The organism is Lysinibacillus sp. FSL K6-0102, from assembly GCF_038003545.1.
In the GTDB taxonomy this organism is placed as follows: Bacteria; Bacillota; Bacilli; order Bacillales_A; family Planococcaceae; genus Lysinibacillus; species Lysinibacillus capsici.
In genome coordinates this window covers 1,870,761-1,893,451 of the sequence record NZ_JBBOPH010000001.1, presented here as the reverse complement: position 1 = coordinate 1,893,451, position 22,691 = coordinate 1,870,761, and the positions used below count along the sequence as shown (strand labels likewise).

At 38.2% G+C, this 22,691-nt stretch carries 23 protein-coding genes and 1 riboswitch; of the genes, 9 read left to right on the top strand and 14 right to left on the bottom strand.

What is annotated here, in order from left to right; translation table 11 throughout:
- Positions 1-10 precede the first annotated feature (10 nt).
- The 5 genes from NYE73_RS09375 to NYE73_RS09355 all read right to left on the bottom strand — a co-directional run bounded on the left by NYE73_RS09375 (position 11) and on the right by NYE73_RS09355 (position 8,222).
- Positions 11-1,585 (bottom strand): OPT/YSL family transporter, encoded by a 1,575-nt coding sequence (locus tag NYE73_RS09375; RefSeq protein ID WP_048390111.1) that lies wholly within the window; start codon positions 1,583-1,585, stop codon positions 11-13.
- Between the two features lie 22 nt (positions 1,586-1,607).
- On the bottom strand, positions 1,608-2,360 hold the full coding sequence (locus NYE73_RS09370; RefSeq protein WP_054550817.1) for an IclR family transcriptional regulator: 753 nt from the start codon (positions 2,358-2,360) through the stop codon (positions 1,608-1,610).
- 12 nt (positions 2,361-2,372) lie between these two features.
- On the bottom strand, positions 2,373-4,052 hold the full coding sequence (locus NYE73_RS09365; protein ID WP_259948666.1) for a hydantoinase B/oxoprolinase family protein: 1,680 nt from the start codon (positions 4,050-4,052) through the stop codon (positions 2,373-2,375).
- Between the two features lie 3 nt (positions 4,053-4,055).
- Positions 4,056-6,092: a hydantoinase/oxoprolinase family protein gene (locus tag NYE73_RS09360; RefSeq protein WP_054550816.1), complete on the bottom strand. Its 2,037-nt coding sequence runs from the start codon at positions 6,090-6,092 to the stop codon at positions 4,056-4,058.
- Between the two features lie 450 nt (positions 6,093-6,542).
- Positions 6,543-8,222, bottom strand: a complete 1,680-nt coding sequence (locus tag NYE73_RS09355; protein WP_048390103.1) for a formate--tetrahydrofolate ligase — start codon at positions 8,220-8,222, stop codon at positions 6,543-6,545.
- Positions 8,223-8,435: 213 nt separating this feature from the next.
- Here NYE73_RS09355 and NYE73_RS09350 point away from each other — a divergent pair, with 213 nt between their 5' ends.
- Together NYE73_RS09350 and NYE73_RS09345 are read left to right on the top strand one after the other, a co-directional pair.
- Entirely contained in the window at positions 8,436-8,636 is a 201-nt protein-coding gene (locus NYE73_RS09350) for a cold-shock protein (RefSeq protein WP_004269397.1), read from the top strand.
- Positions 8,637-8,781: 145 nt separating this feature from the next.
- Entirely contained in the window at positions 8,782-9,060 is a 279-nt protein-coding gene (locus tag NYE73_RS09345) for an amphi-Trp domain-containing protein (RefSeq protein ID WP_048390101.1), read from the top strand.
- Between the two features lie 372 nt (positions 9,061-9,432).
- On the opposite strand, the gene NYE73_RS09340 is transcribed toward NYE73_RS09345, so the two are convergent.
- Positions 9,433-10,218 carry a VOC family protein gene (locus NYE73_RS09340; protein ID WP_048390099.1) on the bottom strand — a complete coding sequence of 262 codons (786 nt, stop codon included), beginning with the start codon at positions 10,216-10,218 and terminating at the stop codon, positions 9,433-9,435.
- A gap of 149 nt (positions 10,219-10,367) precedes the next feature.
- Here NYE73_RS09340 and NYE73_RS09335 point away from each other — a divergent pair, with 149 nt between their 5' ends.
- The gene (locus NYE73_RS09335; RefSeq protein WP_048390098.1) at positions 10,368-10,853 is read left to right on the top strand and encodes a flavin reductase family protein; all 486 of its coding nucleotides are present in this window, start codon (positions 10,368-10,370) and stop codon (positions 10,851-10,853) included.
- 90 nt (positions 10,854-10,943) lie between these two features.
- Here NYE73_RS09335 and NYE73_RS09330 read toward each other — a convergent pair whose 3' ends face one another.
- From NYE73_RS09330 to NYE73_RS09310, 5 genes are all read right to left on the bottom strand, one after another.
- Complete coding sequence (locus NYE73_RS09330) at positions 10,944-11,135, bottom strand: YezD family protein (RefSeq protein WP_036218773.1); 192 nt, start codon at positions 11,133-11,135, stop codon at positions 10,944-10,946.
- Between the two features lie 34 nt (positions 11,136-11,169).
- Positions 11,170-11,265, bottom strand: a riboswitch (SAM riboswitch).
- Between the two features lie 170 nt (positions 11,266-11,435).
- Positions 11,436-12,530, bottom strand: coding sequence for a DUF418 domain-containing protein (locus NYE73_RS09325; RefSeq protein ID WP_054550814.1), 1,095 nt, complete (start codon positions 12,528-12,530; stop codon positions 11,436-11,438).
- Entirely contained in the window at positions 12,514-13,116 is a 603-nt protein-coding gene (locus NYE73_RS09320; protein WP_259948661.1) for a TetR/AcrR family transcriptional regulator, read from the bottom strand. Before NYE73_RS09320 ends, NYE73_RS09325 begins: the two co-directional genes overlap by 17 nt.
- Positions 13,117-13,218: 102 nt before the next feature.
- Positions 13,219-13,893 carry a phosphopantothenoylcysteine decarboxylase domain-containing protein gene (locus NYE73_RS09315; RefSeq protein WP_048390090.1) on the bottom strand — a complete coding sequence of 225 codons (675 nt, stop codon included), beginning with the start codon at positions 13,891-13,893 and terminating at the stop codon, positions 13,219-13,221.
- Between the two features lie 71 nt (positions 13,894-13,964).
- On the bottom strand, positions 13,965-14,846 hold the full coding sequence (locus tag NYE73_RS09310) for a LysR family transcriptional regulator (RefSeq protein ID WP_048390089.1): 882 nt from the start codon (positions 14,844-14,846) through the stop codon (positions 13,965-13,967).
- Between the two features lie 133 nt (positions 14,847-14,979).
- Here NYE73_RS09310 and NYE73_RS09305 point away from each other — a divergent pair, with 133 nt between their 5' ends.
- Together NYE73_RS09305 and NYE73_RS09300 are read left to right on the top strand one after the other, a co-directional pair.
- On the top strand, positions 14,980-15,879 hold the full coding sequence (locus NYE73_RS09305) for a DMT family transporter (RefSeq protein ID WP_004269389.1): 900 nt from the start codon (positions 14,980-14,982) through the stop codon (positions 15,877-15,879).
- Between the two features lie 136 nt (positions 15,880-16,015).
- A complete protein-coding gene (locus NYE73_RS09300; protein WP_054550811.1) occupies positions 16,016-16,372 on the top strand; it encodes a hypothetical protein in 357 nt (118 codons plus the stop codon).
- A gap of 115 nt (positions 16,373-16,487) precedes the next feature.
- Here NYE73_RS09300 and NYE73_RS09295 read toward each other — a convergent pair whose 3' ends face one another.
- Together NYE73_RS09295 and NYE73_RS09290 are read right to left on the bottom strand one after the other, a co-directional pair.
- Positions 16,488-16,925, bottom strand: a complete 438-nt coding sequence (locus tag NYE73_RS09295; RefSeq protein ID WP_048390084.1) for a general stress protein — start codon at positions 16,923-16,925, stop codon at positions 16,488-16,490.
- Positions 16,926-17,115: 190 nt separating this feature from the next.
- Entirely contained in the window at positions 17,116-17,556 is a 441-nt protein-coding gene (locus tag NYE73_RS09290) for a Dps family protein (RefSeq protein ID WP_054550810.1), read from the bottom strand.
- A 217-nt stretch (positions 17,557-17,773) separates the two neighbouring features.
- Between NYE73_RS09290 and pepF the strand changes: the two genes are divergently transcribed.
- Together pepF and NYE73_RS09280 are read left to right on the top strand one after the other, a co-directional pair.
- Positions 17,774-19,588: an oligoendopeptidase F gene (pepF, locus tag NYE73_RS09285; protein WP_259948656.1), complete on the top strand. Its 1,815-nt coding sequence runs from the start codon at positions 17,774-17,776 to the stop codon at positions 19,586-19,588.
- A gap of 224 nt (positions 19,589-19,812) precedes the next feature.
- On the top strand, positions 19,813-20,796 hold the full coding sequence (locus tag NYE73_RS09280) for an SEC-C domain-containing protein (protein ID WP_004269384.1): 984 nt from the start codon (positions 19,813-19,815) through the stop codon (positions 20,794-20,796).
- 65 nt (positions 20,797-20,861) lie between these two features.
- On the opposite strand, the gene NYE73_RS09275 is transcribed toward NYE73_RS09280, so the two are convergent.
- On the bottom strand, positions 20,862-21,053 hold the full coding sequence (locus tag NYE73_RS09275; RefSeq protein WP_048390078.1) for a zinc-finger domain-containing protein: 192 nt from the start codon (positions 21,051-21,053) through the stop codon (positions 20,862-20,864).
- Between the two features lie 185 nt (positions 21,054-21,238).
- On the opposite strand from NYE73_RS09275, the gene NYE73_RS09270 reads away from it, so the two are divergent.
- Together NYE73_RS09270 and NYE73_RS09265 are read left to right on the top strand one after the other, a co-directional pair.
- Positions 21,239-21,631, top strand: a complete 393-nt coding sequence (locus NYE73_RS09270; RefSeq protein WP_054550808.1) for a ribonuclease HI family protein — start codon at positions 21,239-21,241, stop codon at positions 21,629-21,631.
- A 232-nt stretch (positions 21,632-21,863) separates the two neighbouring features.
- Positions 21,864-22,661 (top strand): amino acid ABC transporter substrate-binding protein, encoded by a 798-nt coding sequence (locus NYE73_RS09265; protein WP_054550807.1) that lies wholly within the window; start codon positions 21,864-21,866, stop codon positions 22,659-22,661.
- Positions 22,662-22,691: the final 30 nt, after the last annotated feature.

Below are 22,691 nucleotides of genomic sequence, written 5' to 3'. Positions count from 1 at the left end.
TGACTCCTTTCTATTTCCCTATTTTTAGAATGGAAGAGAAGAAGCTATATAGCGCATCTCCAGCTATGACACCTGCTGCAAAGACCGTCATTTCAGATTCTCTCTTACCTTTCGTCACATATGTGAAAATAACACGAAGTATGATACCCACTAATACAGCCCAGCCAGCAATTGGATTGACAAGTAATAAACCTGTTGCGAATAAGATACCCATTTGACGTTTTGACCCACCAATTAGCTGAATTAATGCACCTGGAATCGCCCAAATCATTAATTGTTTCGCTACATCGCCTGTAACGCCTGATTGAATTGTTGCTGCATACACATGGTTAACAGGTGCTACTAAATCCTGTGCAAAATAAGATTTATAGGATAGCAATACTACAACTGCGGAAATTGCAAAAGCTAGCATACCAGCAATCAATTGTTGCTTGCGACCTTCTTTTTCTAATGCAACATCACTACCATTACCACGTAAAATGAAACCAGTTTTTAAGTCATAGCCCATATCCGCAAATGCTACCCCTGTAGCAGCACTATACCCTGCTAGTAATGCAAGTGCTGGAGCTGGGAAACCAATTAAAATACCAACAATCAGTGTAATAAATGCCACTGCAAATGCAGGGAACCAACCCGCATGCATCGCTGCGATACCTACAATTAGCTCATGGACAAATGCAGCAATCGTTGCAAAGATGATGAATCCTATTAACATACCGAAAGACATGTGTGAAATAATACCGCCTAAAATAGCGATTAATAGAGCAATGGCTAAATATGCTATAAACCCAACACCAAATGCTTGTCGAATTTCTTTTGCATCTTTTGAATAGCTTAACTCTTCTGACTTTTTAGCCGACTTTTTATTCAATAAGGCAAAAGCTACTTGGAAAAGTGCTACAATCCCAGCACCAATCATAACGCCATGTGGAATATAGTAAGCATTTAAGTCAACATTAAATAATTGAACAGAATAGCCTCTTAATAAAAGCCCAATCCCAAACATCGTCAGTGCCCAAATATTACCGATGAACGCTACCCCAAAAGCTGACATTGGGATTTTCAAAACAGATCCCACGATACCAATTAACACGCCACCAATTAATACCTTTGCATTCTTACCGCCTTTATCGCCCGCTTTAATGGCTTCAGCTGTTGCAATTCCCGGTGGCCAAGTACCTGCTGCTGGGAAAATCTTTGTATCGAAAAATTTATATAATAATAAAGCATCAACAAACATCGCTAAAATAACACCGATAAACAATGGTAATACTAAATTTTCATAGCCTAATACATATGGAATACCAATTGGCAACATTAAACTACTTGCTGCACTGAACGTTGCTGCCGAAATGGCAGTTTGAATAATATTTTGTCTGTGTACAGATTTAAAGGCAATTAGCTTGCCAATCGGTATTCTTCCAAGAATCATCGCAAATATTGCCCCAACGATTGATGTATTGGCAGAAATCCCTAAAGTCGTAATTAGCTGTATCCCAATAATTGCCCCCACAACAGATGTTAAGACGATCATTAGTAGAGTTACAGGCTCTAAAGCCCTTGGATGTAATACTTTATTATTCATAGTGTCAGCTCCCCTATTGTTGTTATAATTTTGAAATGTGTGATTGTATTTGCTGAGCTACTTTCACTAACTGTTCAAGCATATTTTTCTCCCTTTGATCATCTAAATCATATACTAACCCAGAAATTGTAAGAGATGCAGTGATTTCCTTTTTATAGTTAAATAACGGTACACTAATGCCAAATGCATGTTCATTATACTCCCCGATGGTAACACACCAGTTGTTTTGGCGAATTTGTTGCAGCTCTTCCTTTAATGACGCTAGGAAAGAAACCTGCTCTTCCTTCGATTGTTCCTCATGAAAGAAGGCCATTAATTCCAGCTGCCTGTCCTCGTCTAAATAAGCAAACATGACCTTACAGGAAGCACCGATATAAAGGGGTGTCTTTGTTCCTAAAGACACCGCATACTTTACATTTTTATTGCTTTCGGCTATTTTCGTTGTGACACCGTATTCATTGTCCATATAAGTAAGAAATACTGATTCATTGATTTCACTGGCAAGATTTTGCATCAATTCATAAATGGTCGAGTGAGGGTCTTTTGAATTCGATAACACATCATAAAAAAGGTACATTTTATAACCTAATTTATATTTTTTCGTGTGTTCATCCTGTATTAAATAACCCGCTTCTGTAAATGTATTAATGGTTCTTTGCACGACACTTGTCGGCAGTTTCATCATGCGTGAAATTTCACGAACACCTAATGCATTTTCTGTCGTTGCAAAGCATTCTAGTATATCCAATGAGTTTTTTAATGTCTTGACAGTCATCTATTTCTCCCTTTAAGCGTTTTGATAACCGTATCGCTCTTTCGCTACATCTACAGAAATATATTCATTTAATAGATCACGTTCAATGGCCTCTAAGCTTCGTTCGTGTGGAGGACCATAACCACCGCCAGTAGCAGTCACAAGCTCAATACGGTCGCCTTTTTGCAATTCATAATTGGCAAGTACGCCCACTGGTCCAATTTTCGTTCCATCCTTTTTATGAATGATTAAATAGTTGTGAGAGCCTTCTCCTCCACCATTTAAGCCGAATGGCGCGAATTGATGTCTACCTAAGTTCACAGAAACCCTTTGACCATCATGATTGACTGTATAAACGCGACGAACACCTAAGCCACCTCTAAATTGACCAGCACCAGCACCGTCACAATTTAAGCTATATTCATCAATTTGAATACCGTATTTTGTTTCTGCAATTTCAACTGGAAGATTATATGTTTCACCATCTCCCATACAGTATTGCCCGCTTTGCCCATCCTCATCATTCGCCGCTCCCCAGCCACCAACAGATGGCTCAACAATTAGGAATGACTCATCATTTTCAGGATTTTTCCCAGTGAGAATAAACGTACAAACAGATTGTAAATGCCCTGCCGATAAGCGTTCTGGTAAATGCGGCGCAAGAGCTTTCCAAATTAGATCAGCTGCCCCAATACGTGCCTCAAAATTCATAGACACAGGATGTGGGCGTTTAGCTGAAACAATCGAATTGTCATCTGTGATAATCGTTAAGCGTTTAAAGACACCTTCGTTAATTACGTCAATATCGCCAAGTAATGCTAGGAACATAACGCGTACACTTGCCATTAAACCAAACTGAGAACAGTTCATTGGCACATTGACTGCAGGATGTGAGCCTCTAAAGTCACAAATAAACGCCTCATCACTAATTGTGACTTTCACTTTTATTGGATAAGGCCCACCCTTTAATGGGTCCCCTTCAATAAAGTCCTCCGCATAAAATTCACCTTTAGGTAGGTGTTGAAGCTCATACTCTACAATTTTCTCACCCTTGTCCAATAATTTTTGAATGGATAATTTCACCGATTCCGCACCAAACTTCTGACAAAGCTCTGCGATTCGTTTTTCACCTGTTTTTAAGGCGGCTACTTGTGCAAACATATCTCCGATTGAAAGCTCTGGTAAACGAACATTCGTAGAAATGATTTCATAGACTGCATCGTTCAACTCACCTTGATGATAAAGTTTGACACCTGGTAGCTGTAAACCTTCCTGATAGATTTCATTAGAATTACTTGTAAACGAACCAGGGTCCATGCCCCCTACCTCCGTCCAGTGTGCTTTATTGGCAGAGTACGCAATAATTTCACCGTTGTAGAAAATTGGGAGAACTAAGCCCACATCCGATAAATGCGAGCCACCTCCAACATAAGGGTCATTGATAATAATGACATCACCTTCATGTAGTTTTTTCCCATTATCAAACTTCTCTATTACACGCTGTACCATTGGACTTAACATCCCAATAAAGCTCGTTACACCGTTTCCTTGACTAATTAAATTACCCTTGGCATCTGTTAAACCACAAGCATAGTCTAATACTTCATAGATTACTGGACTCATAGAAGAGCGTGCTAGAGCTATAAACATCTCATCGCCTATAGCTAGCAATGAATCTTGAATAATTTCTACTGCAAAAACATCTTTTTTCATGTTTTATTTCCCCTCCATCTCTACTATCAAATTGCCGTATTTATCAATTTCAATTGATTGATTATTATTGATTACGACCGTAGATGTTGGATTTTCCACAATTGCAGGACCTGTAATGACATAGCCAGGTACTAATTTTTGTTGGTCATAGACATTGACCTCTACCCAACCTGTTCCCTTCACATATAAATTGCGTTGTGCCTTGATACATGTAGAATTGTCGATATGAGAGAAGTCTAGCTCTTTAAATTGAACCGCCTCATCTTTCCCGTAGATTGTAAGATGTAAGTTGACTAACTCAATTGGTGTAGCTGGTAAATCAAAAGAAAACTCTTGTTTATGTTTGATATGGAAGGCTTCTGCTAATGCAAGTAGCCCCTCTTCATCAAGCGTAATAGCTGATGCATTTAATTTAACGGCATGCTCTTGACCTTTGTAGCGTAAATCATAATTAATTTCAAAATAATAATGATCCTTTGATAATGGTGCATCTGCATAGGCATTGGCAATGACTTGATCAATATTTTCTTGAATAGCCGCAAGATGGTCTTTGTCAAAGTTCATTAAACTTGTTTGAATGTAATCTTGTCGATATTCGGTCATCATCATTCCTAATGCTGAGAAGACGGATGAGCCATAAGGAATAATGACTTTTTTCATACCAAGCTCTTCTGCTAAATTAATCGCATGTAGTGGACCACCACCACCAAATGCCACCATTGTAAAGTCTTCAGGATCATAGCCTTTACGAATAGAGATCAGCTTCAGTGCATTTAACATATTGGAGTTTGCAATATCTAAAATACCTTGTGCTGCTTCTTCTGCTGACACATTAAATGGTTTCGCAATTGCTTCAACAAGAGCCTCCTCCACTTTGTCAATGGATACTGGGTTGTCAAAGTTTGCTAAGGATAATCTTCCTAAATAAACATTGGCATCTGTAATTGTTGGCTGTGTATTCCCTAAGCCATATGCTACAGGCCCTGGCTTTGCCCCAGCTGAATCTGGTCCAACCTTTAATGAGCCAAACTGATCTACACGTGCGATAGAGCCACCACCATTTCCTATTTCCACAATATCTACTACAGGTGTTTTAATTGGATAGCCCGCAAATTTTTCATTTCTTTCAATATAGTAATCTGTTGTGACATTGACTTTGCCATCTGTAATAAGTGAACATTTTGCTGTCGTCCCACCAACATCAAAAGCTATGATATTCGATTCATTTAATAGTTGGCCTAATTTAGCTGCCCCAAACATCCCTGCTACAGGTCCAGATTCAACGAGGTTGATTGGTAGCTCCATTGCTTTATCAAAGCTTGTAGTCCCGCCATTCGATTGCATAATTTTTAAATGGTCTGTAATGCCAATTGTGCTTAATTTCTCTTTTAGGCTTTTTAAGTAGGCATGTGCAATTGGCTTTACATAAGAATTTAGGACTGTTGTGTTTGTTCTTTCATACTCACGGTATTCTTTAATCGTTTCACTTGAAAGTGTGATATATACTTCAGGCCAAATTTTTAAAATGGCTTCTTTTAACTGTTGTTCATGAATTGGATTTTTATAGCCGTGTATTAAGGAAATGGCAATCGCCTCAACACCTAATTCCTTAAATTTATAAACGATCTCGTCAACTTCCTCGGTATTAAGCGCTTTCATAATATTTCCTTTAAAATCAATTCGCTCATCAATTTCTTGACGTAAATAACGCTCTACAAATGGTTCTGGCTTTTTATATTTAAAGTTATATAAGTCTGGTCGATTTCCACGAGCAATTTCTATAACATCTCGGAAACCCTTTGTTGTAATTAACCCAACTACGCCCCCTTTTCTTTCCGTTAATGTATTGATGATAACCGTCGATCCATGTATAAATGATTCAATGAAAGAATCTTCCGTTACATGTCGTCCTAATACATTTAATATGCCATCCTCAAAGTGACCAGGTGTCGTATGTCCCTTATCAAAATGAAGATTTCCTTTTTCATCTGTGAAAACTAGGTCAGTAAAAGTACCGCCAATATCTGTTGCGATTTTCAAGACTTCATCCCTCCGTGTTCCTATTATCGGTACAGTGTTCCGAATTAGAATTAAATAAATTATATTTAAAAGAAAAAGAAAATTCAATGTATTTTTTAAATAAAAATTCATTTGACAATTGTCCTTCGTTGTAAAAACCCGCTCTATCTTTCCAATATCAGAGAACTATTGATAAAAAATACCAAACACATTTATATAAGGAAAGTTCTCGTGATTTTTGTGCAACATAAAAAAGATCCTAGTTTTCACTAGAATCTTAAAATCGTTTTAAAAAAATTAATTTTTATGAATTTTTACTCAAGAGGTGGATGAAGGAATCATCCGAAATTTTACTTTTATACCATATTTGCATTGTAGATAGACGATGAATTGGGTCACCTCCTACGAACCATGTTTACCCATTATCAATAAAAAAGCTGCCCATTTAAGTAGGCAGCTTTTAATATTCTGTTAGAACAATCCTACCGCATGTCCTTCGTTATCGACATTCATGCGTAGCGCAGCTGGTGCTTTTGGAAGTCCTGGCATTGTCATAATATCGCCAGTTAGACAAACTAAGAAGCCTGCACCAAGCTTTGGAATAACTTCGCGAATTGTGATGGTAAAGCCTTCTGGACGACCAAGTAAACTTGGTTGGTCTGATAAAGAATACTGGGTTTTCGCCATACAAATTGGAAGGGAGTCCCAACCAAATTTTTCGATTTGGGCAATTTGTTTTTTGGCTTGGTCTGTAAATTGTACATCTTTCCCGCCATATACCTTTTGCACAATCGTACGTACCTTTTCTTCAATTGACTCTGTTACATCATATAAAGGAGAGAAGTTGTTTTCTTCCTCTAGCACAGCTAGTACTTGCTCAGCTAAGGCTAGACCACCTTTACCGCCCTCTTCCCAGACATTCGTACGGGCAATGCGAACATGATTTTCTTGACACCAGTTCAGAACGGCTTCTAGTTCAGCCTCTGTGTCCGTGATAAAACGATTTAAGGCAATAATTGGTTCAACGCCAAATGTACGAACTGTATCTACATGTTTAGCTAAGTTTTCAATTCCTTGTAGGAGTGCTTCCACATTTTCACCTACAAGCGCTGTTTTCGGTACACCACCATGCATTTTTAATGCACGAATTGTCGCTACAATGACAACTGCGCTTGGTTTAAAGCCTCCCTTACGAGCTTTAATGTTCATGAATTTTTCAGCACCTAAATCAGAGCCGAAGCCCGCTTCTGTCACCACAATATCAGCTAGCTTACGAGCGGTTTGTGTCGCCATAATAGAATTACAGCCGTGGGCAATATTAGCAAATGGACCACCATGGATAATAGCAGGTGTTCCCTCTAATGTTTGAACTAGGTTTGGCTTGAAGGCATCTTTTAATAATAGTGTTAAGGCACCCTCTACCTGTAAATCACGCACAAAGACAGGCTCACGCTCGAAAGTATAGCCAATCACGATACTAGCGATACGCTCACGTAAATCCTCAATGCTTGTTGCTAAACAGAATACTGCCATAATTTCAGAGGCAACCGTTATATCAAAGCCGTCCTCGCGCGGCATGCCTTGAACAGGACCACCTAATCCCACCACTACCTTACGAAGGGCACGATCATTTAAGTCCATGACACGCTTCCAAATAATGCGTCGTGGATCAATGTTAAGTGTATTTCCTTGGTGGATATGATTATCAATAAATGCGGATAAAGCATTGTTAGCTGTTGTAATCGCATGAAGGTCGCCAGTAAAATGTAAATTAATATCCTCCATTGGTATAACTTGTGCGTAACCTCCGCCAGTTGCGCCACCTTTTACGCCCATGACTGGACCTAATGATGGTTCACGTAATGCGACCATCACCTTCTTATCTAATTGATGAAGGGCATCTGCTAGTCCAACAGTCACAGTCGACTTTCCTTCACCAGCTGGGGTTGGACTTATAGCTGATACTAATACTACCTTTGCATCCTCGCCCTGAGCAGTAATTTTTAATGGGTCGATCTTTGCTTTGTAGCGTCCATACTGCTCAAGAGCATCCTCTGGAATACCCGCAGCATTGGCAATTTCCGTAATAGGTTTGATCACTGCTTGACTAGCGATTTCTAAATCTGATAATGGTTGATTTTTCGTTGTCATTTGGCATCCTACTTTCTATGTTGTTCATTTCCATTATAGTCTTAATTGTGAAAAAAAAGAAAGCCAGATATGCAAGCATTTCGTCAATCAATTGACTTATTTGTTCAATTCCTGTATGTTCTAAGAGAAAATGCAATTTTTTCACATTTTCTCAATGAGTGCACCATTTATTTAACTTTATTTTACATTCAAGCGCATTGGAGGCGAATGCTTATGCAACAGGGGATCGTAAAGTGGTTCAATAATGAAAAAGGTTATGGCTTTATTGAATGTGATGATGGCGAAGATGTATTTGTTCATTTTACGGGCATCCAGGAGGAAGGCTTCCGTACACTTGAAGAAGGTCAAAAGGTTTCATTTGATGTTGTGGAAGGCAATCGTGGACCCCAAGCATCAAATGTTGTAAAACTATAAGCGTAATGGGACTATCCGTGTAGTTCCAGATTAGCAGCGGATTAGGAAATGCATCGTTTCCTTCATCCGCTTTTTGTATTGTTTTATAAGCTGAATGCCCCCTCCATGTTATAATAGAAGTAACAATACGTAAGGAGGGATTTCGATGCAAAAACAAAATAAACCCATGACTGAAGTTATTTTGAAGCATAAAGAACGACAAAGTGTAGCAGAATTTGCAGCAACACTGGAAACGATTGCAAAAAAGCTTAAAGAAAATGGTGAATTCACTTTTGTTCAAGACACAGAGCCAACAGTTGTCAGCCCAAGTGAACAGCTCAAAATCGAATACTCCTATACAAAAAAGGGCGACAAGCATTCATTTGAAATTGAATTTGATTGGTATACAGGTACAGAAACACCGAAAAAAATGACAATTGAATAATAATTGGCAACGAAAATCCACTTCTCTGATGAAGTGGATTTTTCCATATTGTTGAATTAAAGATCATGTCACTAGCTAAAACTTTCTAGCAAGGTGAGGAGGTGATTTCGCTCCAGGGTCTCCTCTGTAACGCTAAATCCACAGGAAAGCAAGTAGCCAGCACCAGAAATTCTATTGATGGTTTTGTTTTTCAATACTTATGTAAAAAGGCAGAAGCAAAAGTGTTTCAGCCCATAAAAATACCGAGCTATCCACTAAAACGCTTACGAAGTGTTTCGGAATAGTTCGGTTTTTCTAGTTATCATGTTTGTTAATTTAAAGATTATTCGGCTTAATGAAGGTCCCAGTTAGTTATGGCCCAGCCTTTTCTCCTTATCGATTTATCCAATAAAAAGCACCAGGGCAAACTAAAGTTTCCTTTGTTCGTTTAGGATCCTTTAATGTAACACCAAATGGTCCCTCTTTGACATGACCAAGTGTCATTGTCATCGCGCTCTCTTCCTCATAGAAATCTAAGCGCATATTCGGTAGCTGTAGTGACAAATACTGCTCATATTGCGTAGGCACTGGTAGCTGTAACACCTCTTGCCACAGCTTAACTGTTGCCTGCATGTCCTTGACGTAGAATTGGACGGATTCCATCGTTATAGCCTGTTTGACATCAATGGCACCACTTGCCTTTAATTGAACCAAACGTTCTTCATCTTCCTCCGCCCATTCAATCAAAAATGGAAAATCAATTGGCAGATCTGGCTTACCAAAATGCAGTAGCTTCCATTCTACCACAGTGCCATCTGGTCTTGTTCTGCTACATGCATCTGGTCCATATACTTCATAGCCCAATGCTCGCAAGCGTCGACCCTCTTCCTCAATATTTTTTGTGCGCAGAGCAATTCGAGAAAATCCCTGGCGCTCTTGATCACGTTTAAACGTATAATGTAGGGAATATGGGTATTGTGCCGCTTGCTCAAATAAATCACGATCATAGATAGCAATTTGTTCAATATAGCTTAAGCCAAAGTAGCTTAACGTATTATAAGTCCCCCACATCGTGTGCTGCCCACCATTCACTGTATGGACATTTCGTTTATTGAAGAAAACCTTTATATTTTCTGGTGATTCCACTTGATGAACCAAATGATCAAAATATAAAGTCATGGCCATTCCCCTTTCTTTCCCCATTACCTTTACCTGTATGTTTGATTAGTTTAAAATTTACTCAAGAAAAGGAGTTACTAGTAGGATATGAAAAAAAGTTTCGTTTACCTACAAACTCCGTTCACTAATTTCATAAAGAGGTGATTTGAATGACAGATTTAGTAGCTGCTTTTAAATTGGCATTAGGTAATTATCCTACAGGCGTAACAGTTGTCACGACATGTCATGACACAAAACCGATTGGCTTAACCGTCAATTCCTTTGCATCTGTTTCAATCGACCCGCTCCTTATTTTGTGGTCACTCGATAAAAAATCTCAGCTCCATCCTTATTTCACGACTGCGCCAAATTTTGCGGTCAATATTTTAGCGAGTGATCAAGAGCATTTATGTACACTATTTGCCAGTAAAATCCCTGATCGCTTTGCACAAGCAAAATGGTCAACTTCCTCTTTAGGACTACCGATTTTACATGATACAGCAGCTAATTTACAATGTAAAACATTTCAGCAAATCGATGCTGGCGACCATACCATTTTTATTGGGCAGGTCGTAGACATTACAAATGCTCAAAAAGAGCCTTTGCTTTATCATCGCCGTCATATCGGTCCCATACCAAAAAGCTTTTATAGCTAGTCTTTACACAAAAAAAGGGCCACTTGTAAGCACAGGAAATCCTTCATGCTTATAGGTGGCCGTTTGACATAAGTTCTACTGAAATCATTGTTATTTTTTCTGCGGAAATCTCTGCTTTTCAAGCCTATTAATTTGCACAATCACACCATCTTGAATCGTAATATGCACTTCACCAAATTCAAGATTTTGAATCGCCTTCGCAATTGCCTCTAGTTTCTTATCATCTACTTTTACTGACTGAGCCATACGATACACCCCTTCTTTTTTATCCTTATTGTTCATAAAGAGGCCAACGCATCAAACTGATTGATAGCCCCTCCTATCTCTCAGACACCATCTGTTGGATTTGGCACCTGTTGTTCGGTTGCCGAGGCTTCATTGGGCCAAGTCCCTCCACCTCTCTTGATAAGAGTACTGCGTTTCTTGAAAATAATTCTATAATTCTGCTATAGGAATGTCAATACAAAATATTAGAAAACCTAGTTGAATACTATGCAATATGTCGTTTAGATTAAAAGACTCCCTAAACCTAAAGTATTTTATGCCTAGTCAGTGAGAAATAGATGGCAATCCATTAATTTATTACAAGCTCCATTTCCTCATCATGAATTCAAGTGGGCCTCGATGATGTTTAGTCCTCCACCATACAGAAACAACGACACATCCTAAAAAATAACAGCAGGCATACAGCATGGAAAAAGCAAGTGTTTGGTTCTCCAGCTTTTGGCAAATAATTAGTATTCCAATGCCTATAACAACATGGCCAACATAATGCGTTAAAGACATTTGTCCTGTTAATATGAAAGATTGAATAACTTTATTTTTACATGTCTCTACAAGATAGATGGAGCCAACAATGATAACAATAGCCGAAGCCGAATTAGATAGGACATACATCATATTCGGTGGAATCGGTCCTGTATCAAATAAATACAATGCACTCTCTACATCTAATAAATGAATGGTTGTCATCTTAATGAATAACGTTGAACAAGTCTCAGTCATGATGACTAACAATAAACCTATCACCAGTAAGTTTTTTCTTAATGTATGATTTGTTAAATCTAATGTGCCCACTACCATACCTATCAGAAAGAAGCAAATCCAGGGGAATAGTGGATGATAGCCATTAAACATCAAATTTCTTATAAATCCTGCTGGTGTCCAAAAATCAAGATACTCTAGTAGCACATATGTTGGATGCCAACCAGCAAGGTAACTAAATTGAATTTGAAGCCATTGTGAAAGGATAAGGATGGCACCAATTATGAAGATCATCATTTTCTTGGATTGGGCAATCAACCAAGCAGCAACAAACATATACACGCCATAATAATGTAAGATATCTCCTGTCCAGCCGATTGCATATAATATTATCCCTATCGTAAATAACAAAAGCGCCCTCTTCCACAAAGTAAGTCGATTTTGACGAAGAAGGATTGGGTCCTTACTCTCTCTAGCCTGACGAGTCATTAAGGCTGTCCCTATTCCTGCTAGCATGACAAATACGGCCGAAGCACGTCCCTCGAAAAGATGTTGGAAGGCAATTAACCATGTTGAACCATTCGTTGTAGAACCTGTTATGACGCCAAAATTGACAATGAACATGCCAAGCATGGCGAGAGCTCTTGCAAAATCAAGACCTTCAATGCGCCGATCATCATTTCTTATTGTCATCTTTGCCCCCTTGGATAACGCTATTCACTGCCTCCTTCCAAATAGCCCTATAGTTCAATTGGTTGCCTGTTAACATGAAATTACCGATATTATCATAGACGAGGGCTAGCATCTGTGCCTTCACTTCTATATGGGGAGTATCCTCTAGCACGCCTAGCTGTACGCCATATCGTAGGATAGCAACAAAGCTCGTTAAAAAGCTGGTTTCTAGCTCTACTAATTGTCTTTTATAGTTTTCATCGCGGGCTGCTAATAGTACATATTGATTAAATATTTTATTAAAATAAGGGTCCTTGTCCTGTGCCTCAATAGATTTATAGCCTAGCTTAAGTAATTCCTCCTTAAAATTAGCAGAAGAAAGCTCTTTATAATCCACAGCGACATCATGTTGAATTTCTTTATACAATTCATCAAATATGAAAGCGATTAATTGATCTTTTGATTGAAAATAATAGTAAATGGCTGGTTTTGAAATACCGACCTCTGTAGCAATCATTGCTAAGCTTGTTTTTTCAAATCCATTTTCCGCAAACATCCCATAAGCAATTTCTATAATCTTGTGAAAAGTTTGTTCTTTATTTCCCATTATTACCCTCCTTTTTTACCGACCGTTAAGTAAATATTATAGGATCCTAATCTTTTAGACAAGAAAAAACTGTGTAGAAATATTTCTCTACACAGTTCACATTTATTGATTTTGTAAATACATCATTAAAGCTTCTGCTGTTTTTTGCTTGCCCATTACTTTAAGAGGCTGTCCATCAGCAGGTACAATCCAATGAGGTTCATCCCCCCCATATAAAGACTGAGAGCTATTTGCTACCATAAATTGTGCATTGGCTGTTTCCATACGCAGTCTGGCACGAGCTAACAAGAATTCCTCATCATTCGTTGCTTCGAGCTTAAAGCCTACTAACGTTACATTCGGTTGCCATCCCTTAATTTGACCTAATACTTTTGGTGCTTTTTTAAAATGAATAATAGGTGGTTCGTCAGAAGGCATTTTCCCCGTTTCCTCCATTAAATTACCTGATTGATCATATACTTTGTCAATGACCCAATCAGAGCCCGCAGCCGCCATAATAACGATATCGACATGTTGTTGTTGAACTGCATGACGTACCTTTTGTCCTAAATCCTCTATGCCTTCAAATTGTATCAATGTCATATCATTTTGGTTTTCTGGGAGCTGTGCAAAGTAACCATGCATGTATACTACGTTAGCGCCAGCAGCCAGCGCCGCCTCTGCTAAATAACACCCCATTGTGCCTTTTGATAAATTCGTATGACCTCGTACACGATCCCATTTTTCAAGTGTTCCCCCACTTGTAATGAGTACGGTTTTGCCCTGTAATGTCCCCATACACTCACCTATTTTCTGAAATATATACAAATACTATTTTAACGTAATGTAAGGATAGGCTTCAATAGCCACTATTTTAGGGAGCTGTTTTGTTCTTTTAGCCAAGCACTTAATATCTCTGCAAATTTCTTTGTGACGGGCGAAGCATGGTGTTTCATGGCAATACCAATCGTTCGGTAGCCACCTTGCTTTAACGGAATCGCTCTCAATGTTGGCGGTAAATTTTGAATAACCAACTGAGGTAAAATACTGATCCCTAAATGATGAGAAATCATGGAAAGAATCCCTACCTCCTCGGAAAGCTCAAAGCGGATATTCGGCTTAACATGATATTGCTCTAATAGCACCTTGACATCATTTGTCCCTTTATAGGAAGTCATAATAAATGGCATATCCTCTAAATCTACGATATCAATTTCTGTCTTATCAAACAATGGACTTTTATCCGAAACAATACATAATAATGGGTCTTGTTGGAGCTCAGTGAACTGATATTGCTCTGACTTTTGACCATTCAAAAATCCTGCTTCTACTTCACCACTTAAAAGCCATTGTTCAATTTCATAGTAATCTCCCTCTCGTAACTCCACCTGTATCCCTGGAAATTGATTATCCATAATTCGAACAATTTCTGGCATCCAATTGGAAGAAATACTCGATATCACACCAATTCGAACCTTACCTCGTGTCACGCCATGAATGTGAGCTGCTTCCTGTTGCAATAATTCCTGAGCATCCAAAACCTGACGCATTGCCCTTAGCATTGTTTGTCCCTCACTCGTTAATGTCACACCCACACGACTTCGATGAATGAGCGCAAAGCCAAACTCTTTTTCTAAACTCGACACGGCATGACTCACAGCAGATTGTGTTAACCCTAGCGCATCAGCTGCTTTTGTAAAGCTTGCCACCTCTGCCACCTTTGTTAAAATCTCATATTTCACTAAGCTCATCCGCAATCCCTCTATATACATGAATTTTTTTAATCCTATTCATTATAAACATTCGTTTTACTAATCACAATACAAGATATATAGTAATTTTTAGTATAAAACTGTTTTAGTACACAGATGGTAGGTGAACATAATGAGTATCCAAGGAAAAGCAAATGTATTGATGGTTATTGTCACAATGTTTTGGGGGCTCTCTTATACCTTTATGGTCATGGGGCTAGAAACGTTGGCAGTTTATAATGTGGTGGCATTACGTTGTATCATCGCATTTTTTGTAGCAGGACTTATTTTTTACAAACGGATGATCAAAGTAAATGGTAAAACATTAAAATATGCGGCTATTCAAGGATTTTTATTATTCATTGTGTTCGCGTTAAGTTTATTTGGTTTACAATCTACTTCTGTTTCAAATGCTGGCTTCATCTTGAGCCTAACGGTCGTGTTAGTGCCGATTTTCAGCAGCTTTATTGAAAAAAAATTACCTTCTCGAGCAGTTAGCTTTGCGATCATTTGTACCATGATTGGTATTACCGTCTTAACAGCACACGGCTCATTCACATTCCATAAAGGTGATTTATTAGTAGCAATTGCTGCGTTATGTTATTCAATTTATTTACTTTTAAATAGCTCATTCACACGAAATGTAGAGTCCATTTCATACGGAATTTATCAGCTTGGCTTTGCTGGAATTTATGCACTTGTGTTAACCTTTCTATTCGAAACACCAACAATGCCAAATTCAGCGATATCCTGGATTGCTATTTTAGGGCTTGGCATCATCTGTAGTGCGTTTTGCTTTGTTGGTCAAACTGTTGCACAACAGTATACTTCTGCTACACATACAGGTCTTATATTCTCCTTAGAACCAATTTTTGCCGCTATGTTTGCCATGATGTTTATCGGAGAAGGCATAACAATGAAATTAATGATTGGTGGCAGCTTCATTCTTATAGGGAATTTAGTAGCACAATTAGAGCATTTCCATGTATTACGTTTTATGAAAAAGGATGCACAGGAAAAAGTCATACAATAATATAGTGCATATGAATAAAAAAGGAAGCTGAGAGTTATTTCTCAAGCTTCCTTTTCTACTATGTATTGAATTTATAGCACGATTACATGTAAAATAGTATAACTTTTATAGGGACGAAAATAAAGGAGATTCATACATGCAAATTCAAACCTTACATACGTCATATTATTTACCAACCAAGGATAATCAACCAATTCAAACACAAAACCTACTGGATTTAATGAGACATGTCGGTGGCCGTGAAGAGGAAGACGAAAAAAAGAACAAATCGAAAATTGAGGTCAGATACGAAAATGGCTATGTACGTCAATACCTTGTCAAACCAACAGGACAAAGGGTTCTCCTCATGGAAACCAAACAAAGCCTTGATATTAGAGAATCTACTAATTTACAAGACCTGCTTTCGCAACCTTTTAAAAAGAAAACAAGTGATCCTATTCTTTCAATACTAAATGCGAAAAATAACATTTCTAAATATAAAGATGGCATTTAAAAAATAGCCCTTCTTTTCAAGACATGCTAGATAAAATAATAGACAAAGTCGAAACAATCGACTTTGTCTATATTCAAACTAGCGAGAAATAGTCATATCTCGTTAGTTTGATTCATTATAAAAATCTTCTATATTGCTCTGCCTCTGCCATACGCTGTTGATTTCTTAAACGCTCCTCTTGCTCTTCAGCAGTCTCTGGATATGTTTGGAGTGTATCGACATCATCCTCATGTTCTGCATATAAGACAATACTTCCCTGTTCTACAAGATGCGCATAGTAAGCGATTTGTCCCTCTGACAGATTAAATCGTTTTAAACCCTCTGTAACGGCTGAGTCGCCTGTAAACCAAGATTTAAATTGATCTACCCAATTTCCAGCCTCATGCGTTTGCACATCGGCATCCCATTTTACATCCTCAAACTGTTGGGGATCTCTCGCAATAATATGAATATCGTCTTGGTGATAACCTTCCATTCGCATATTCTCTAAAATGTGAAGCATTTCATCCCTTGTATGGGCCACCTCAATTTTTGGATTTTGTTCATTCATCATGTTCAATTCCTCCTATGTTGTATGGCTTACTAGGTAATTACCCGCACTACACACAAACAAACCCAATTTACTAAACTGTAATAATTGTTAAATTGCCTTAAACTACGTTGCTGATTTGACATAATAAGTTCAGGGCAGAAAAAAAGCATGCTGGAGAGAATTTCTTCTTCAGCATGCAAATTGTCAATTTTTACTTGTCAAGAAAGGCCTTTAACATCCATGTATGCTTTTCAAGAGACTGATACATGGCATTGAGTAAATCCTCTGTACGGTCGTCTCCTTCTTCTGCGGCTAGCTCCATTGTAGAATTTAAAGCTTTCATCAGCTTTTGGAAATCTGAGATTGTCGTTGCAACCATGTCCTCTGTCGTTTCTTCACCTGTTGCTTCATCTACATAGGATAGCTCTAGATGCTCTTTTAATGTTGCCACTGGCTTGCCATCCTTTGATAAAATACGCTCTGCTATTTCATCTAAATTCAATGTTGTTTCATTATATAGCTCTTCAAATTTTGCATGCAGTGTAAAGAAGGCTGGACCTGTGACATACCAATGATAATTGTGTAGCTTTGTATAAAGCACAGACCACGTCGCCACTAGCTTATTTAATTGTTTGTTTAAGTTTTGTGTCATAATCAATTTCTCCTCCAATATGTCTTGTTCTAGCCATTAGTATGAGTAATAAAAGATGTTGGCTATACACTCATTGTTCCCGACCGACAATATTTCAAACATCCTTCATGAGAAACGATTTAGAGTAAGAATATTTCAACTATTCTATGAAATTATTTCACTTTCCGAAATAGTTTCGTTATAATGAAATCACTTATATGTAAAGGGGTGTCCATAAATGAAAGTTTTACCATTACGAAAAGATGTTGCAGTAGAGGAAACTTGGGATTTAACAGATTTATTGAGCAATGAGGCTGATTTTGAACCTACCTTAGCACAATTAGTGGAAGATGCACTTAGCTTCGAGCAACAATACAAAGGTACGATTACAAATGCACAAAAAGTAATCGACGTGTTAACAGCCTTTGAAGAGCTACAAAAAAAGTTTGTTCCGATTGGCACATATGCAAGCTTAAATCTTGAGACAGATCGCACAAATGATGTAGCACAAATGCGTGCGGCAAAGTTTGGTACAGCTATCGGAAAAGTCAGCAGTGCACTATCCTTCGTGCGCAGCGAGTTACTGGCATTGGATGAAGCTGTTTTACAAGAAGCAGCGACATTAAGCCCTCTTTACAAACGATATCTAGAGGAATTATTAAAACGAAAACCACACCAGCTCCATCCTGAAGTGGAAAAAGCGCTGGCAGCCTTCAGTGCCACATTTGACGCGCCATATAAAACGTACAATACGACAAAATTAGTGGACATGGATTTTGGCGAATTTGAAGCCAATGGCGAAAAGCATCCTCTTAGCTTTGTGCTGTACGAAAATGACTGGGAGTTTGAAGCAAATACAGATGTACGCCGTGCTGCCTTTCAAGCCTTTTCAAGCAAGCTACGCGATTACCAGCATACAACGGCACAAGTATATAACACACATATTCAACAAGAAAAAACAATGGCTGACCTAAGAGGCTTTAATTCTGTCATTGATTATTTATTATTTGATCAAGATGTCGATCGTTCGCTCTATAATCGTCAAATTGATTTAATCACTAAAGAGCTTGCCCCGCATATGCGTCGCTATGCAACGTTAATTCAAAAAGCCAACGGAATCGACCAAATGACATTTGCAGATTTAAAAATTGCGCTGGATCCTGAGTATGATCCAAGATTATCAATGGCTGAGGCAAAAGAATATGTTGAAAAGGCATTAGCCGTTATGGGTGAAGACTATAATCAATTAATGGAGAGAGCTTTTAATGAACGCTGGATTGACTATGCGCCAAACAAAGGAAAATCTACAGGGGCATTTTGTTCAAGCCCGTATGGTAGCCATCCTTATATTTTAATGTCATGGAATGAACAAATGAATGAAGTCTTTACACTTATTCATGAGCTTGGTCATGCTGGGCATTTTGCAAATACGTATGAACATCAATCTTATCTTAATAGTCGTCCATCTCTATACTTTATTGAAGCGCCATCGACAATGAATGAAATGCTGTTAGCAAATTATTTACTAACACATAATGAAGATCTACGCTTTAAACGTTGGGTAATTTCCAATATTGTAGCGAAAACATATTATCATAACTTTGTTACACATTTACTAGAAGCTGCCTATCAACGCAAAGTATATGAATTAATTGATGCTGGAGAAGCAGTTAATGCAACCATCCTCAATCAATTAAAACGTTCCGTGTTGGAAGATTTCTGGGGTGATACAGTCGCTATTTCTGAAGGTGCTGAACTCACATGGATGCGTCAGCCGCACTATTATATGGGCCTTTATCCATACACATATAGTGCAGGGTTAACCATCTCCACACAAGTGTCTCAACGTATTTTAAAAGAGGGCGCTCCAGCTGTTGAAGATTGGCTAGCAGTTCTTCGGGCTGGCGGTACAAAATCACCAGTGGAGTTAGCGCAAATGGCTGGTGTTGATATTACGACTGACCAACCACTTCGTGATACAATTGCCTACATTGGCCATTTAATTGATGAGCTTGAACGTCTAACAGTGGAAATCGAAGCGGTTCAGCAATAATTTAAGAAAACGGTCCTGCCTATTCAAGGTATAGATCGTTTTCTTTTTTTAGTTCTAAGTAGAAAAATACGTACATATACTAGAATCAGGGCGTCCCTCTATATTTTTTAGATATTTCAAAATAGACAATCATTTTTCTTCATACAAAAGTACCGTTATTATTAAGAGTACGCAAATTATTTAGCAATATACGATTAACAATGATTAAAGGAAGTGTTCTAATTATGGTAAAACGTAATGATCCATGCCCATGCGGTAGCGGCAAAAAATATAAAAAATGTTGTGAAGGCAAACAACAAGTAACAGTGGAAGCAGTACAAATCGAAGAATTAGAGCGTGTGCTACAAACATTTTACTTAGAATATCCAGAACGTAAAGATGTTCGTGCCTATATTGAGCATGTGGGCACATGGCAGCCTAAATTAGAGAGCGTTTTACAGCGAGAGCTTATTGAAGCCATCGCTTTAGACGACTTTTTCTTCCATCAAGAGCCATCTATTTGGAAAAATTATTTGAAGAAAACGAAGAAAAAAGCGGTAAGACCTTCTACAGTCAAAGTACTTGAAGATTGGTCTCAGCCTACTTTATTTATTGGTACGGTGTCTGTTGTTGAGGAAAAATATTTCAAGGCTAATCATATACTTACAAATGATGAGCTTTATATTCGACGTGAAAATAACAAACCGATTCCTGAAGGTATGCATGTATTTGCCTTCATTTTACCAGATGGCACGAAGAAATCGGCTCATTATTTAGCTGTGTCTACACTGATTTTCTTCCCAGAGGATCATGCGAAGGTCTTTGAAGAATTCAAGAAGCGCTTTGAGGCTTCAGAGAAGAAGGTTGGCTCCTTCTTAAAAGAAGAGCACCTAGCATTTTGGGAGTTATTAGTATCAAATGGCTATAAAGGTGAGGAATTCTCAAACTTTGAGAGCAATGTCCTGACACAAGTAAAAGACTTCCTAGAGCAAAATGAGCGTGAAACAGCACCGATGCTTGAGCTTTTAGAAGACTATTTAATTGAAGGTCAACCGACTGCGCGTAAAGAAGCGGCCATTGCAGCTGGTGCTATTCGTTACGGTCAGGAAAAGGAGCTGTTTGAGTCCCTTTCTATGACGGTAAAAGAAATCGCTGCGACATTCGATATTTCGGCTTCCTCTCTTACAAAGTATTACCAAGATCTAAGCAGCTATGCTGAAACGAAATAATCTTGACAATTAAAGAAGCTACATGTACTAGCGTTTTGCTAATACATGTAGCTTTTCTCATGTGTTTATTTGCTATAAACTTTTAAAAGTTCTTCCCCTAGGAACTGTAGCTTTTCTCCAACTGAACAGGCTTCAATGCAGAAACGATGAGCCCCTGGTTTACCACGTTCTTTACGTAATTGCTTAATCACTAAGCAATCCGAACAAAACGTATCATGCAGTTCATCAATATCCTTCATAACCGTCACTTTATCCATGTTGAACTCTCGCTCCTTTCACGTCCAAAATTCACTTCCTACTATTATGAAGCGTTCAATTTCAACAAGCAACTATTTTGTTTACTTCCTACGTATTTTTTCAAACACGAATTGCCCACAAGGATGCTTTGCCCATAGCCTTGTTGTACAATTATAATGAAGTCAAAACGCAAAGTAGGGATGATATGTTAGAAGTTTATATAGATGCTGCCAGTGCAGGAAATCCCGGGCCAAGTGGGATAGGAGTATTTATTAAAGGTGAAGGTCACCAGATCCAAATCAGCGAGTATATTGGTGAAACAAACAACCATATTGCTGAATTTTCGGCATTGGTTCGTGGTCTTGAAGAAGCACAAAAGCTAGGCTCCCCTCTTGTCTCGGTGCGTTCAGATTCCAAAATCGTTGTTGCTTCTATGGAAAAAGAATATGTGAAAAATGAGGAATTTAAACCTTATTTAGAAAAAGCTTTAGCGCTTGCCACTAGCTTTGATTTATTCTTTATCAAATGGGTGCCCGACTCACAAAACAAAGCGGCCGATGCCTTGGCACGAAAAGCAATCCAAAGCAAAAATGGCTAGCCTCATTTCACAGGACTGTTCTATAGGAGCAGTCCCTTTTTCTTTTCCCTATTCTTTAGTTACTTACTATCCCCCAATTTCATAATTTTATGATATTCAAAAAAATGCTAGAAAACGCCGCTCATTTTCTGATTAATCCAAAACGATATTGACATTGTTAGAGTACGATGTTATCCTTTAACACATTAGTAGTTTAGCAAATGAAAGCGTTAGATTATAGGGGGAAACTAAAATGAAACGTGTATTGACTTTATTTATGATGCTGACAGCTGTCATCGTTTTAGCAGCATGCGGTACTTCAAAAGAAAAGACAGCAGAAAAAGACGAAACAGCAGCAGATCAAGAAAAAATTATTATTGGAATTGACGATAAATTTGCACCAATGGGCTTCCGCGATGATAAAAATGACATCGTTGGATTCGATATTGATTTAGCTCGCGCTGCAGCAGAGCATATGGGCGTTGAAGCAGAATTCCAGCCAATCGATTGGAAAACAAAAGAGGCTGAATTATTAAGTGGACGTATTGATTTAATATGGAACGGTTATACCATTACAGATGAACGTAAGGAAAAGGTTTTATTTACAAAGCCTTATCTTGAAAACTCTCAAGTTGTAATAACAAAGGCAGATTCAAAGATTACGAAGCTAAGTGATTTAGCTGGACAAGAAGTAGGTATTCAATCCCTTTCTTCTGCAGCCGATGCATTAAACGGTAATCCAATTCACAAAGAAGTGAAAAAAATTACAGAATTTGCGGATAATGTTTTAGCATTATCAGACTTAAAAACAGGCCGTGTTGATGCTGTGGTAATTGATGCTGTAGTTGCAGAATATTACATGACACAAGAGCCTGACACATTCAAATTATTAGAGGAATCACTCGCACCTGAGCAATACGGTATTGGTGTGAAACCAGGAAATGAAGCCTTATTAGAAAAACTACAAGCCGCGTTAGACAAAATGAATGAAGACGGTACTGCGGCTGACATTTCAACAAAATGGTTCGGTGAAGATAAAGTATTAAAATAATGACAGGATACATCAACTGTAAGAGTTTCC